Origin of the sequence: Thauera aminoaromatica (genome assembly GCF_000021765.1) — a bacterium.
Lineage (GTDB): Bacteria > Pseudomonadota > Gammaproteobacteria > Burkholderiales > Rhodocyclaceae > Thauera > Thauera aminoaromatica.
The window spans coordinates 511,470-524,484 of the sequence record NC_011662.2 but is presented as its reverse complement, the minus strand read 5'-3'; the positions used below and the strand labels follow the sequence as shown (position 1 = coordinate 524,484).

Sequence of the window (13,015 nt, the reverse complement as noted above, 5' to 3'; positions counted from 1 at the left end):
CGGCACACGCTGCAAGGCCCGGGAGATCAAAATGACCAACACGAGCGACGGTGGCACCACCCTGACGCTGCACGACGCGGCGAAATTGCTCGCCGGCGGAGGCATTTCGACGCACGACGCCGAGGTCCTGCTGGCAAACGCGATACAGCAATGCGAGCTGCACGCCAACGTCAAGCGCTGGGCCACCGAGCAATGGGATGGGCCCCTGCTGCCGGGCAACATCAACCCGCGCGAGACTCACATCGAACGCAGCGATCTGGACGCCTGGCGCAGCGGCCGCTGAAGCACAATCTTGCCAAATCTTGCCAGCCACTGCGCCGGCGCCGCCGGCGGATGCCGCCTACTTTGAAAGTCTGCGTGGCCGGGTGCACGGAGCAGGCAAGTCGGCATCTCGCGGGTGAAGTTGAAGCCCGTCGTTCCTCGTGAACAGGCAAACCGGGACGTCGACGCCGCCATAGCCCACGACCTCGAAGAGGTCTCCCCGGCGGTTGCGGTGGGCTTCATCGACGCACTGGAACGGGCTTATACCCACATCTCCCGCCATCCGGGGAAGGGTTCGCCGCGCTCTGGGCATGAGCTGGACCTTCCTGATCTGCGCTCGTGGAGGCTTTCGCGCTACGCTACCCCTACTTGGTCTTTTACGTCGAACGCGCGGACCACATCGATGTCTGGCGCGTACTGCACGGCGAACGCGACATTCCCGCGTGGATGCAGGCCCCGGACGCCTTCGCCTGACCCAAGCGCCCGCAACGCCACGGACCCGTCATCACGGCCCACCCGCCGGCGCGCCGTTCCAGCGGTTGCCACTGGCCGGAGTGAAACCTCCACCTTTCGCAGCGGCAGGGCGAAACGGGTATGGTCGTCTCGATCTGGCCGGACTGAAACACTCCCAGCCCCGAACCCGCGTTGGGGCGCGGCAAACCGACGGTGGCGGTCTCGACCGGATGCGGAAGAGACATTCATCACCCCGATGTTCCCACGACAGATTCCCAGCCGATGAGGATCCTTCAAAAGCTGCCGTGCTGCCGGTCGGCGTCCCCCGGCTCGAGCGCTCGTTCGGCGTCTTGCGCGGTCGGGTTCACATCTCGCCGTGGCGCGCGAGGTAACGGCGGATTGCCTGGATGAGCTGCTCGGCGCTCGCATGGACATCCACTTCGATTCCGAGCGTGCGCGCAACATCGCGTGCCTTCCCGAGGTCCGGGTGCGAGTGCCCCCTTTCCGCGGCCTTTACCATTTCCCGCGCCCGCTCGAGATCCTCGGCCGACTGTCGCTTGAATTGATTCAGGATCCAGTTGAGCATCTTCCGCGGCCTTTCCGGGAATGAGAGCATTGCACAGGCCGGCACGGTCGCAGCGCAGCCGCCACCTCGACGCTGGCCAGCTATCGGCGCCGACCGCTGGCCGCAAACGCCTCGACCTTCTTCGTCGGTCCGGAAACGATCAGCAGGTCACCCGGCAACACGACGCTGCCCGGCTTGCCGTGCTGAAAATCCTCGTGTGCGCGCTTGATGCCGACGACCGTCACGCCGAAGTGCTCGCGCACCGCCGATTCCGCGAGCGAGCGCTCGTGCGTGACGCTCGGCGCCTGGATCTTCGCGATCGCAAAGCCGTCGTCGAATTCAATGTAGTCCATCATGCGGCCGCTGATGAGATGCGCGACGCGCTCGCCCATGTCGGCCTCCGGGTAGACCACGTGATGTGCGCCGATGCGCTCGGCGATCTTGCCGTGCTCGGGCGTCATGGCCTTGACCCAGATGTCCGGGATCTCGAGTTCGGTCAGCGCCATCACCGTCATCAGGCTCGCGGCCAGGTCGCCGCCGATCCCCACGATGGCGTGCGCGAAGTCGCCCACGCCGAGCTGGCGCATGGTCATCGCACTGGTCGAGTCCGCCTGCACCGCATGGGTGAGCAGATCCGCCCATTCGTGCACCGGCTCCGCATCGCGGTCGATGCCCATCACGTCGTGCCCGAGCTGCATCAGCGAATTGGCGACGGCTCCCCCGAAGCGCCCGAGGCCGATCACGACCACACTGTCGCCTTTCGAGAAGGCGAACTGCTCTGTAAATAACCTAGCCAACAACGGGATGCTCCTCTGGATAGCGGAAGGGCATGCGGTGCTCGCCGAGCGCGAGCGACGCCGCCAATGTGATGGTGCCGACCCGGCCGATGTACATCAGCAGGATCAGCATCAGCTGGGCGGAATCCGGCAGGTCTGCAGTGATGCCGGTGGACAGGCCGACCGTCGCGAAGGCCGAGATCACCTCGAAGATGACCCGGTCGGTGGCGATCTCGGTGGTGTGCAGGATGAACACCGTGCCCAGCACGACGACCGCACTGCTGAGGACCAGCACGGTGATGGCCTGGCGCTGGGCCGAATGGCTGATGCGCCGGCCGAAGGCCTCGGTGTCCATCCGGCCGCGGATCTCGGCGATGACCAGCATCACCAGGATCATCGCCGTGCCCACCTTCACGCCACCGGCCGTGCCGGCACTGCCGCCGCCGATGAACATCAGGAAGTAGTGCAGGCCGAGACTCTCGTGCGTCAGCCCACCGATATCGATCGAGTTGAATCCGGCCGTGCGTGCCGACACCGACGCGAAGATCGCCGACAACAGCTTGTCCCCTGCCGGCATCGATCCGAGGGTGCGCGGGTTCGCCCACTCGAAGGCAAGCAGCAGGATCGCGCCGCCAGCCAGCAGCACGGCCGTTCCCACGAGTGTCAGCTTGGTGTGCACCGACCAATGTTGGGGGTCCCTGAGCTTGTTGCGGAGGTCTTGCAGCACCGGAAAGCCGAGACCGCCGATCACGATCGCAAGCATGACGGGTGCAAGGAAGTAGCTGTCGGACGCGTAGCGGATCAAGCCATCGGCGTGGATCGAAAAGCCGGCGTTGTTGAAGGCCGAGACGGAATGGAACAGGCCGCTCCAGGCAGCCTCGGCCAAAGGCAGGTCGTAACCGAGATGCAAACGCAGAGCCAGCGCCAGTGCGGTCATCACCTCGACGATCACGGTCACGAACAGCACGAGCTTGGCGACGCTGCTGACGTCGCCGATCCCGAGTGTGTGGGTTTCCGCCTGCGCCGTGAGTCGTGTGCGCAGGCGAAAGGAGCGATTGACCAGCAGCCCGAGCAGCGTGGCGGCGGTCATCATCCCGAAGCCGCCGATCTGGAACAGCGCCATGATCACCCACTGCCCGAACGACGACCAGTAGGTGCCGGTGTCCACCGTCACCAGGCCGGTCACGCACACGGCCGACACCGCGGTGAACAGGGCCGCGATCCAGGGCGCGCCGACGGCATCCGCGCGGGAGACCGGGAGCATGAGCAGCGCGGTCCCGATCAGGATCGTGATCAGGAAGGCCAACGGAACGATGTGCGCCGGGTGCTGGACCTCTCGAACCTTCAAGTCAAGACTTCCTTCGGGTCATGCTGCTGCGCCGCAACTGGCGCTTGTCGGCTGCGGATCATACGCCCGCTTGGCCGGACATGTCGGCTCTCGACACCTGCGGTTCTTCGACGAGCCGGCGATCCTGCGGCGTACGGGACGGCAGGCGGTCCGCGCTGCGACGGCTTGGCCGGCACGCGCGATGACGAGCTCCTCGCCACGCCCCGCCACGGTGCGCGCTGCCTGACGAACGCACCCCTCTGGTGCGTCTTCTGCGCACCATCATGGCGTGACGCATTGGATTCCGCCCGATTCATCGCACTGGAACGGTGCTTGCTAAGGATGCCCGTCACTTTCGGAGGCATCATGCAACCCGTTCAAACGAGCAACGACGTGCTGTTCATCCTGCTGGGCGCCATCATGGTGCTCGCCATGCACGCCGGCTTCGCCTTTCTGGAGGTGGGGACGGTACGGCGGAAGAACCAGGTCAACGCGCTGGTCAAGATCCTGTCCGACTTCGCGGTGTCGACGCTGGCCTATTTCTTCATCGGCTACGGCATCGCCTACGGCGTGCATTTCTTCTCCGGCGCCGGCGCGCTGGTGGAGCACCACGGCTTCGAGCTCACGCGCTTCTTCTTCCTGCTCACCTTCGCGGCGGCGATCCCCGCCATCATCTCGGGCGGCATCGCCGAGCGCGCGCGCTTCCAGCCGCAGCTGGCGGCGACCTTCCTGCTCGTCGGCTTCGTCTATCCCTTCTTCGAGGGCATCGCGTGGAACCAGGCCTTCGGCATCCAGGCCTGGCTGAAGGCGAGCTTCGGGGCGGAGTTCCACGACTTCGCCGGCTCGGTGGTGGTGCATGCGATGGGCGGCTGGATCGCGCTGCCGGCGGTGCTGCTGCTGGGCGCGCGGCGCGGGCGCTATGCGCGCAACGGGCAGATCTCGGCGCATCCGCCCTCGTCGATCCCCTTCCTCGCGCTCGGCGCGTGGATCCTGATCGTGGGCTGGTTCGGCTTCAACGTGATGTCGGCGCAGCGCCTGGAGAACATCTCCGGGCTGGTGGCGATCAACTCGCTGATGGCGATGGTCGGCGGCACGGTGGCGGCGCTCGCGGCCGGGCGCAACGACCCGGGCTTCGTGCACAACGGGCCGCTCGCCGGGCTGGTGGCGGTGTGCGCGGGTTCGGACGTGATGCACCCGCTCGGTGCGCTGGTGGTCGGCGCGGTGGCGGGGGGGCTGTTCGTGGTGATGTTCACGCTGACGCAGAACCGCTGGAAGATCGACGACGTGCTCGGGGTGTGGCCGCTGCACGGCCTGTGCGGCGCCTGGGGCGGGCTGGCGGCGGGCATCTTCGGCAGCCAGGCGCTGGGCGGGCTGGGCGGGGTGGCGTTCGCCTCGCAGGCGATCATGACCGCGCTCGGGATCGCCGTCGCGCTCGCCGGCGGGGTGCTCGTCTATGGCGGGCTCAAGCTCGCGGTGGGCCTGCGCCTGGACCACGAGGAAGAGTTCAACGGCGCCGACCTGTCGATCCACCGCATCACCGCGACGGCCGAGCGCGAGTCGAACTGGTAACTGGCAGGCGGTCGTTCGCCGACCCCGCGTTCAGTCCCGATGCGCCGGCCAGGCCGGCAGGCGCACGTCGAAGACGAGCGCGAGCAGGCGGGAGCCGGTAGCGGCGGCGATGCCGGCCAGGGTGGCGATCGGCAGCGGCAGGCCGATCGCGTCGAGCGCGAGGAAGACGCCGCAGCCGAACAGCGCGCACATGGCGTAGGGGCGGTGGTCGCTATAGACCTTGGGCACCTCGTTGCACAGCACGTCGCGCGACACGCCGCCGAACACCGCGGTGATCGCCCCCATCATCATCGACACCAGCACCGGCATGCCGGCGGCGTCGGCGAGAGTGGCGCCGGAGATGGCGAAGAGGCCGAGGCCGAGCGCGTCGGCGAGCTCCATCAGGCGGCCGCCGACCTTGTGGCGCAGGGTCTGCAGCCATAGCGGCGTCGTCGCCACCATGGCCAGCACCAGCCAGAGGTATTCCTGGTTCTCGATCCAGAACAGCGGGCGGCGGTCGAGCAGGATGTCGCGCAGGGTGCCGCCGCCGAAGGCGCTGACGAAGGCGACCGAGAACACGCCGACGATATCCATGCGCTTGCGGGTGGCCTCGATGAGGCCGGACATCGCGAAGGCCAGGGTGCCGCCGACTTCGATTGCGACCAGGAATGGGTGGAGGTTCATTGGGGTGCGAGGCGTGAAGAGTGAGGCGTGAGGCGGAAGGAGTGAGGCGTCAGGGGCAGGGCGGTCGGGGTTGCTGCGACAGCCAGTCGGCGGCGGCGGTTCCGGCGGCGAGGCCGGTGGCGAAGCAGGCGGTGAGCAGGTAGCCACCGGTAGGCGCTTCCCAGTCGAGCATCTCGCCGGCGACGAAGACGCCGGGGCGGGCGCGCAGCATCAGCTGCGCATCCAGCGCCTCGAAGCGCACGCCGCCGGCGCTGCTGATGGCCTCGTCGAGCGGGCGCGTGGCGACGAGGCGCAGCGGCATGGCCTTGATGGCCGCGGCGAGGCGGGCGGGATCGTCGAACTCGGCCTTCGCCAGGCATTCGCGCAGCAGGCCGGCCTTGACGCCCTTGATGCCGGCCTGGCTGTGCAGGTGGCTGGAAAACGAGCGGCTGCCGCGCGGGCGGGCAAGCTCGGCGGCGAGGCGCTCGAGGCTGCGGCCGGGGGCGAGGTCGAGCTCGAGCACGGCCTCGCCGCGCGCGAGCAGGGTGTCGCGCAGCGGCGCGGAGAGCGCATAGACCAGGCCGCCTTCGATACCGGTGGCGGAGATCAGGCATTCGCCGGCGCGCGCATGGACGCGGCCGGCGGGGTCGGTGCAGCGTGCGGCGACGGACTTGAGCGGCTGGCCGCGGAAGTGATCGAGGAAGTGCGCGCTCCAGCCCGTGCCGGCGGGGCCGACGACGTCGAAACCGCAGTTGGCCGGGAGCAGGTCGGCGATCTCGACCCCGGCGGCGCGCAGCGGTGCCACCCAGGCGCCATCGGAACCGAGCTTCGCCCAGCTGCCGCCGCCGAGCGCGAGCACGAGCGCGTCGGCCTCGACCGTCTGCTCGCCGTCCGGGGTGGCGAAGCGCAGGTGCTGCAGGCCCGCGCGGAGCGCGCCATCCTGCGCGGGATCCTCCGCCCAGCCCAGCCAGCGGTGACGCACCGCGAAGCGCACGCCGGTCGCGCGCAGGCGGGCGAGCCAGGCGCGCAGCAGCGGCGCGGCCTTCATCTCCTGCGGGAAGACGCGGCCGGAGCTGCCGACGAAGGTCTCGACACCCAGGCCGTGCGCCCATTCGCGCAGCGCCTGCGGCGGAAAGACCTCGATGCGCGGCGCGAGCGTGTCGCGGCGGGCGCCGTAGCGGCCGAGGAAGTCCGCCAGGGGCTCGGCGTGGGTGAGGTTGAGCCCGCCGCGCCCGGCGAGCAGGAACTTGCGCCCGACCGAGGGCATGGCGTCGTACACCGTGACCGTGCAGCCGCGCTCGGCGAGCGCGCCCGCCGCCATCAGGCCGGCGGGGCCGCCACCGACGACCGCGACGCGTGCGCGCTCCACGGGTGCCTAGGCCGGAACGAAGCGGCGGCCGAAACCTTCCGGCACCGTCGCCTTGCGGCGTTGGCCGTAATCGAAGAAGACGATGCCGGTCTTGCCGCGCGCGACCTCGCGTCCGCTGGCCGCCTCCGCCATGCGCCACACCAGGTCGCAGCCGTGCTCATGGAAGTCGGCCGCGCCCATCTCCACCCGCATGGTCTCGCCGTGGAAGGCCTCGGAGCGGTATTGCAGCGCGGCGTCGGCGACGATGATGCCGAGGCCTTCGACGTCGAGTTCGCCATAGCCCATGGACTTGAGGAAGCGCACGCGCGCCTCGGAGACGATGCCGAGCAGTTGGGCGTTGTCGAGGTGGTTGCCGTAGTTGATGTGCGACACCAGCAGCGGGATGTCGGTGGAGAAGGTGAAGCGCTCGGGCAGCTCGATCCGGATGCGGGCCATGGTGGATGTTTGCGGAGGCGGAAACGGAAGAGGCCCGAGCGTAACGGCCCGGGCCTCGGCGGGGCAAGCGCAAAGCCGCCTGCCGGTGATGCGTGATCAGGCCTGCGGCGGGATGCGCAGCACCTGGCCAGGATAGATCTTGTCCGGGTGGCTCAGCATCGGCTTGTTGGCCTCGAAGATCGCCGGGTACTGGTTGGCGTTGCCGTAGTACTTCTTGGCGATCGCCGACAGCGTGTCGCCGCGCGCCACGGTGTGGAACTGCGCCTCGGGTTCGGCACGCGCCACCGACAGGCGGTTCTCGACCTCGGCCACGCCAGCGACGTTGCCGGCGGCGAGCAGGATCTTCTCGCGCGTGGCCTGGTCGGGCGCGGTGCCACTGACGACGACCAGGCTCTTCGCGGCGTCGAAGCTCACGCCCAGGTCCGCCGGCGCGAGCTTGAGCGCGACGATGTAGTTATGGATCGCCTGCGCCGCCCTGGCATTGGCCGCGGCCGGATCGGCGGCCGCCGCGTTGGCCTCGCCCGTCCGGAACAGCTTCTCGCCGGCTTCCTTGATGAATGCGAACAGCCCCATGAACACCTCCCTGTCGTTGGTTTGGCTACACGTGCACGGTCAGGATAACCCCTGGGTCATTCCCGGTCCATGCACGGCGCCTGAACGCAGGGTCGGATGACATTCATCGTTACGCACAAGAACGGTGCATGAATGCGTCAAACGTCATAGTCGGCGCAGGTTTGACGAAGATCATGCACCAAAGAGGGGAGTTGATGCACAATATTGGCCTGCACTGCGCGATGGCCTCGGGTAAAACCGAGGCCATCGCGTGTGCGCGTGCGCAAGAAAAACCTGTCTTCAATCAATCCATGGGTCCAACATCATGAAATATCAGTCCCTCGAGGAGTTCCTGGCCTACGTCGAACAGCGCAACCCCGGCCAGCCCGAGTTTCTGCAGGCCGTGACCGAGGTCATGGAGAGCCTGTGGCCCTTCATCTCGGCCAACAAGCGCTATGCGGAGCACTCCCTCCTCGACCGGCTGATCGAGCCCGAGCGCGCGATCTCCTTCCGCGTCTCTTGGGTGGACGACCGTGGCGAGGTGCAGGTCAACCGCGGCTACCGCATCCAGCACAGCTCCGCGATCGGCCCCTACAAGGGCGGCCTGCGCTTCCACCCCTCGGTGAACCTGTCGATCCTGAAATTCCTCGCCTTCGAGCAGACCTTCAAGAACGCGCTCACCACGCTGCCGATGGGCGGTGGCAAGGGCGGCTCCGACTTCGATCCCAAGGGCCGCAGCCCGGGTGAGGTCATGCGCTTCTGCCAGGCCTTCATGACCGAGCTGTACCGTCACGTCGGTCCCGACACCGACGTGCCCGCCGGCGACATCGGCGTGGGCGGCCGCGAGGTCGGCTTCATGGCCGGCATGATGAAGAAGCTGTCGAACAACTCGGCCTGCGTGTTCACCGGCAAGGGCCTGTCCTTCGGCGGCTCGCTGATCCGTCCCGAGTCGACCGGCTACGGCACGGTCTACTTCGCCAACGCCATGCTCGAGCGCGCCGGCCGCGACATCAAGGGCATGCGCGTCTCGGTGTCGGGCTCGGGCAACGTCGCCCAGTACGCCATCGAGAAGCTGATGGAGCTCGGCGCCAAGCCGATCACCTGCTCCGACTCGAGCGGCACCGTGATCGACGAGGCCGGCTTCACCCCCGAGAAGCTGGCGATCCTCATGGAGATCAAGAACCACTACTACGGCCGCGCCTCCGAATACGCCGAACGCGTCGGCGCCCGCTTCGAGCCGGGTGTGCGTCCGTGGCATGTGCCGGTGGAAGTCGCGCTGCCGTGCGCGACCCAGAACGAGCTCGACGGCAACGACGCCGCCACCCTGGTCAAGAACGGCGTGATCGCGGTCGCCGAGGGCGCCAACATGCCCAGCACCATGGAAGCCGCGAAGATCTTCGAGCACAACGGCGTGCTGTATGCGCCGGGCAAGGCCTCCAACGCCGGCGGTGTGGCGACCTCGGGCCTGGAGATGAGCCAGAACGCGATGCGCCTGTCGTGGACCCGCGAGGAGGTCGACGCCCGCCTCAAGGAGATCATGCTCGGCATCCACGCCGCCTGCCTGAAGTACGGCGAGCGCGAGGACGGCACGGTGAGCTACGTCGACGGCGCCAACGTCGCCGGCTTCGTCAAGGTCGCCGAGGCCATGCTGGCGCAAGGCGTGATCTGATCCCTGCGTGCCGTGCCGGCGCGCCGGCATGGCACGTGGGGTTCGCGCCTTGCGGCGCTCCTACGGAAACCGCCGCAGCCCCCCCTTCAGGAGCGCCGCAAGGCGCGAATCCGACGTTTCCGAATCGACGGCAGGCGGTCCACGCAACCGCAGCCTCTCGACGCTCCTGCACGGCAATCCCCATGCGCCTGCCCCGCCCGCTGCCGGCATCTCGTGCGGGTCGACGGCGTGCATCCGCTAAACTGCCGCGCAAACCCGTCAACAGGAGTCCGTCGCCCATGATCCAGGCCACCATCGTCCCGGTCACCCCGTTCCAGCAGAACTGCAGCATCCTGTGGTGCGAGCGCACGAAGAAGGCGGCGGTGGTCGACCCGGGCGGCGACCTCGACCGCATCCTCGCCGCGGTCGCCGAGCTCGGCGTCACGGTCGAGAAGATCCTCATCACCCACGGCCACATCGACCACGCGGGCGGCACCGCGAAGCTGGCGCGCGAACTCGGCGTGCCCATCGAGGGGCCGCAGGAGGAGGACCGCTTCTGGATCGAGGGCATGCCGCAGCAGAGCAAGATGTTCGGCTTCCCCGACGTCGAGTCCTTCGAGCCCGACCGCTGGCTGCACGACGGCGACACCGTCACCGTGGGCGAGCAGACGCTGAAGGTCATCCACACCCCCGGCCACACCCCCGGCCACGTCGTCTTCGTGCACGAGGGCGCGCGCCTGGCGATCGTCGGCGACGTGCTCTTCGCCGGCTCGATCGGCCGCACCGACTTCCCGCGCGGCGACCACCAGACCCTGATCCGCTCGATCCGCGAGAAGCTTTTCCCGCTCGGCGACGACATCACCTTCATCCCCGGCCACGGTCCCACCTCGACCTTCGGCGAGGAGCGCGACAGCAACCCCTTCGTCGGCGCCTACGGCTGAGTCTCGAGGAATGCGCCGCGATGCCCGCGGCGTTTTCGCGTCTTGCCATTCGATATCCCGGAGTTCCGCGACCAAGAGCCGAATTCGGGGAATCCATCGCTTGTTCGGCCCGATTTTCGGGCGCAACATCGTTCCCCGAGCATGGCTTGCGGGCGCTGCCCGCATATCGACAGGGAGTGTTCGAGAACATGAGCGACGAAACCAACAAGAAAGGCTACCAGTGGCGGTTCTTCCGCTCGGGTGGCTTCGACCAGGTCCGCATCGAGACTGCCGACGATCTGCGCCACCTCGGCGAACTCGACCAGAAGCTGTGGTCGGTGCTGGCCTGTCCGACTTCCGGCCTGGAGTTCGATTCGCGCACGCTGCAGCTGCTCGACGTCGACGACGACGGCAGCATCCGCGCACCCGAGATCATCGACGCCACGCGCTGGGTGTGCGCGGTGCTGAAGGACCCGGGCGTGCTGTTCCGCGGCGCCGACGGCCTGCCGCTGGCGGCCATCGACGAGAACAACGCCGAGGGCGCCAAGCTGCTCGCCACCGCCTCCAAGGTCCTGGCCTACGTCGGCAAGGCCGACGCGGGCGAGATTTCCATGGGCGACCTCGCCGAGACCGAGAAGCTGTTCGCGCCCGAGCACCAGAACGGTGACGGCGTGGTGCCTGCCGAGCTCGCCGGCGATCCGCGCCTGGCCGGGGCGATCACCCGCATCGTCGAGACCTACGGTGCCGCCGAGGACCGCAGCGGCAAGCCGGGCGTCGACCGGGCGCGCGTGGACGCGTTCTTCGCCGCGGCCCAGGAGGTGTCCGACTGGCATGCGCAGGCCGATGCCGATGCCGCCAACGTGCTGCCGCTCGGCGATGCCACCGCCGCCGCCGCCGCGGTGTTCGAGGCCGTGCGCGAGAAGATCGAGGACTACTTCACCCGCTGCCGCCTCGCCGCCTTCGACGAGCGCGCCGCCGCCGCGCTCAACCCGGCCGACACCGCCTATGTCGAGCTCTCGCTGCAATCGCTCGACGCCGCCTCCGCCGCGGTCGCCGCGCTGCCGCTCGCGCTCGTCGGCCCGGGGCGCGCGCTGCCCTTGTCCGTCGCGCTGAACCCGGCCTGGGAGGCGCGCATCGCCGCGTTCCGCGACGAGGTCGTCACCCCCATCCTGGGCATGCGCGAGGCCCTGACCCAGGCCGAATGGCAGGACTTGGCCGGGCGCTTCGCCGCCTATCGCGCCTGGGTGGCCGCGATGCCGGCCAACCCGGTGGCGGTGCTGCCCGTCGCCGATGTGCGCGCGTTGCTCGCCGACGGCACCTGCGCCGCGCTCACCCGCCTGATCGACGAGGACCTCGCCGCCGAGACCGCGGCCGGCCAGGTCGACGCGCTCGAGCGCCTGGTGCGCTACAACCGCGACCTTGTCCGCCTGCTGCGCAACTTCGTCACCCTGAGCGACTTCTACTCGCGCCACGACAAGGCGATCTTCCAGGCCGGCACGCTCTATCTCGACCAGCGCAGCTGCGAGCTCTGCCTGCGCGTGGGCGACATGGCCCGCCACGCCACGCTCGCGCCGCTGTCGGGCACCTACCTGGTGTATTGCGAGTGCCAGCGCCAGGGCGAGGCGCCGATGAACATCGTCGCCGCGATGACCGGCGGCGACGCCGACGAGATGATGGTGCCCGGCCGCAACGGCATCTTCTACGACCGCCAGGGGCGCGACTGGCGCGCCAGCGTGGTCAAGGTGGTGGAGGCGCCGATCAGCGTGCGCCAGGCCTTCTGGTCGCCGTACAAGCGCATCGGCCGCATGATCGGCGAGCAGCTGCAGAAGTTCGCCGCCGCGCGCGACAAGGCGGTCAATGACCAGGCCGCGACCGGCGTCGCCGGCGCCAGCGCCAAGATCGAGGCCGCCCCGGCGGCGGCCGCAGCGCCCGCCGCACCGGCGGCACCGTTCGACATCGCCAAGTTCGCCGGTATCTTCGCCGCCATGGGTCTCGCCGTCGGCGCGATCGGCACCGCACTCGCCGCGGTGGTGTCGGCCTTCCTCGGCCTGCCGGTGTGGCAGATGCCGCTGGTGGTCGTGGGGGCGGTGCTGGTGATCTCCGGTCCGTCGATGCTGCTGGCCTGGCTCAAGCTGCGCCAGCGCAACCTCGGCCCGCTGCTCGACGCCAACGGCTGGGCGGTCAACACGCGTGCGCGCATCAACATCCCCTTCGGCGGCGCGCTCACCGGCGTCGCGGCGCTGCCGCCGGGCGCCTCGCGCGCGCTCACCGATCCGTATGCCGAGAAGAAGACGCCGTGGAAGAGCTGGCTCTTCCTCGTGCTGCTGATCGCGGCGGTGGTCGTGGCCTGGCAGCAGGGCTATCTGGACCGATTCCTCGGCTGATCGGGAGCACCCCGGCTGGCAAGCAGGCCGATGCGGGGCCGGCCGGCGGGTGCGGGCGCAATGCCCCAGGCACCCGCCGGCCGGCCCTTTTTCGTGGCGCACACGCCTGCCGCT

13 protein-coding genes are annotated in these 13,015 nt (G+C 68.9%); 6 read left to right on the top strand and 7 right to left on the bottom strand.

Annotated elements, in window-relative coordinates; all coding sequences use genetic code 11:
* Nucleotides 1-31: 31 nt before the first annotated feature.
* Nucleotides 32-283 carry a hypothetical protein gene (locus TMZ1T_RS02230; protein ID WP_004265416.1) on the top strand — a complete coding sequence of 84 codons (252 nt, stop codon included), beginning with the start codon at nt 32-34 and terminating at the stop codon, nt 281-283.
* 795 nt (nt 284-1,078) lie between these two features.
* On the opposite strand, the gene TMZ1T_RS02220 is transcribed toward TMZ1T_RS02230, so the two are convergent.
* From TMZ1T_RS02220 to TMZ1T_RS02210, 3 genes are all read right to left on the bottom strand, one after another.
* On the bottom strand, nt 1,079-1,300 hold the full coding sequence (locus tag TMZ1T_RS02220; RefSeq protein ID WP_004265401.1) for a hypothetical protein: 222 nt from the start codon (nt 1,298-1,300) through the stop codon (nt 1,079-1,081).
* Between the two features lie 80 nt (nt 1,301-1,380).
* Nucleotides 1,381-2,076, bottom strand: a complete 696-nt coding sequence (locus tag TMZ1T_RS02215; RefSeq protein ID WP_012584456.1) for a potassium channel family protein — start codon at nt 2,074-2,076, stop codon at nt 1,381-1,383.
* Nucleotides 2,069-3,403, bottom strand: coding sequence for a TrkH family potassium uptake protein (locus tag TMZ1T_RS02210; RefSeq protein WP_012584455.1), 1,335 nt, complete (start codon nt 3,401-3,403; stop codon nt 2,069-2,071). The genes TMZ1T_RS02215 and TMZ1T_RS02210 overlap by 8 nt, the downstream gene beginning before the upstream one ends.
* A 345-nt stretch (nt 3,404-3,748) precedes the next feature.
* On the opposite strand from TMZ1T_RS02210, the gene TMZ1T_RS02205 reads away from it, so the two are divergent.
* Entirely contained in the window at nt 3,749-4,951 is a 1,203-nt protein-coding gene (locus TMZ1T_RS02205) for an ammonium transporter (RefSeq protein WP_004265388.1), read from the top strand.
* 30 nt (nt 4,952-4,981) lie between these two features.
* Here the strand turns inward: TMZ1T_RS02205 and TMZ1T_RS02200 are convergent, their stop codons facing one another.
* The 4 genes from TMZ1T_RS02200 to lysM all read right to left on the bottom strand — a co-directional run bounded on the left by TMZ1T_RS02200 (nt 4,982) and on the right by lysM (nt 7,970).
* Nucleotides 4,982-5,614 (bottom strand): trimeric intracellular cation channel family protein, encoded by a 633-nt coding sequence (locus TMZ1T_RS02200; protein WP_004265386.1) that lies wholly within the window; start codon nt 5,612-5,614, stop codon nt 4,982-4,984.
* A 49-nt stretch (nt 5,615-5,663) separates the two neighbouring features.
* Nucleotides 5,664-6,962, bottom strand: a complete 1,299-nt coding sequence (locus TMZ1T_RS02195) for a TIGR03862 family flavoprotein (RefSeq protein WP_004265384.1) — start codon at nt 6,960-6,962, stop codon at nt 5,664-5,666.
* A gap of 6 nt (nt 6,963-6,968) precedes the next feature.
* Nucleotides 6,969-7,397 carry an acyl-CoA thioesterase gene (locus TMZ1T_RS02190; RefSeq protein ID WP_004265383.1) on the bottom strand — a complete coding sequence of 143 codons (429 nt, stop codon included), beginning with the start codon at nt 7,395-7,397 and terminating at the stop codon, nt 6,969-6,971.
* Nucleotides 7,398-7,493: 96 nt separating this feature from the next.
* The gene (lysM, locus tag TMZ1T_RS02185) at nt 7,494-7,970 is read right to left on the bottom strand and encodes a peptidoglycan-binding protein LysM (RefSeq protein ID WP_004265381.1); all 477 of its coding nucleotides are present in this window, start codon (nt 7,968-7,970) and stop codon (nt 7,494-7,496) included.
* A gap of 128 nt (nt 7,971-8,098) precedes the next feature.
* Here lysM and TMZ1T_RS21010 point away from each other — a divergent pair, with 128 nt between their 5' ends.
* The 4 genes from TMZ1T_RS21010 (at nt 8,099) to TMZ1T_RS02170 (ending at nt 12,901) form a co-directional block, all read left to right on the top strand.
* Complete coding sequence (locus tag TMZ1T_RS21010) at nt 8,099-8,278, top strand: hypothetical protein (protein ID WP_138860752.1); 180 nt, start codon at nt 8,099-8,101, stop codon at nt 8,276-8,278.
* The gene (gene gdhA / locus TMZ1T_RS02180) at nt 8,275-9,618 is read left to right on the top strand and encodes an NADP-specific glutamate dehydrogenase (protein WP_004265379.1); all 1,344 of its coding nucleotides are present in this window, start codon (nt 8,275-8,277) and stop codon (nt 9,616-9,618) included. Before TMZ1T_RS21010 ends, gdhA begins: the two co-directional genes overlap by 4 nt.
* A 278-nt stretch (nt 9,619-9,896) precedes the next feature.
* The gene (locus tag TMZ1T_RS02175; RefSeq protein WP_004265378.1) at nt 9,897-10,538 is read left to right on the top strand and encodes an MBL fold metallo-hydrolase; all 642 of its coding nucleotides are present in this window, start codon (nt 9,897-9,899) and stop codon (nt 10,536-10,538) included.
* A gap of 188 nt (nt 10,539-10,726) precedes the next feature.
* Nucleotides 10,727-12,901, top strand: a complete 2,175-nt coding sequence (locus tag TMZ1T_RS02170) for a hypothetical protein (protein ID WP_012584454.1) — start codon at nt 10,727-10,729, stop codon at nt 12,899-12,901.
* Nucleotides 12,902-13,015 lie beyond the last annotated feature (114 nt).

Bases quoted from the DNA above. Each gene is read 5' to 3' on its own strand.
- TMZ1T_RS02230 (WP_004265416.1), top strand. From the start codon at position 32: ATGACCAACACGAGCGACGGTGGCACCACCCTGACGCTGCACGACGCG.
- TMZ1T_RS02220 (WP_004265401.1), bottom strand. From the start codon at position 1,300: ATGCTCAACTGGATCCTGAATCAATTCAAGCGACAGTCGGCCGAGGAT.
- TMZ1T_RS02205 (WP_004265388.1), top strand. From the start codon at position 3,749: ATGCAACCCGTTCAAACGAGCAACGACGTGCTGTTCATCCTGCTGGGC.
- TMZ1T_RS02200 (WP_004265386.1), bottom strand. From the start codon at position 5,614: ATGAACCTCCACCCATTCCTGGTCGCAATCGAAGTCGGCGGCACCCTG.
- TMZ1T_RS02190 (WP_004265383.1), bottom strand. From the start codon at position 7,397: ATGGCCCGCATCCGGATCGAGCTGCCCGAGCGCTTCACCTTCTCCACC.
- lysM (WP_004265381.1), bottom strand. From the start codon at position 7,970: ATGGGGCTGTTCGCATTCATCAAGGAAGCCGGCGAGAAGCTGTTCCGG.
- TMZ1T_RS21010 (WP_138860752.1), top strand. From the start codon at position 8,099: ATGAATGCGTCAAACGTCATAGTCGGCGCAGGTTTGACGAAGATCATG.
- gdhA (WP_004265379.1), top strand. From the start codon at position 8,275: ATGAAATATCAGTCCCTCGAGGAGTTCCTGGCCTACGTCGAACAGCGC.
- TMZ1T_RS02175 (WP_004265378.1), top strand. From the start codon at position 9,897: ATGATCCAGGCCACCATCGTCCCGGTCACCCCGTTCCAGCAGAACTGC.
- TMZ1T_RS02170 (WP_012584454.1), top strand. From the start codon at position 10,727: ATGAGCGACGAAACCAACAAGAAAGGCTACCAGTGGCGGTTCTTCCGC.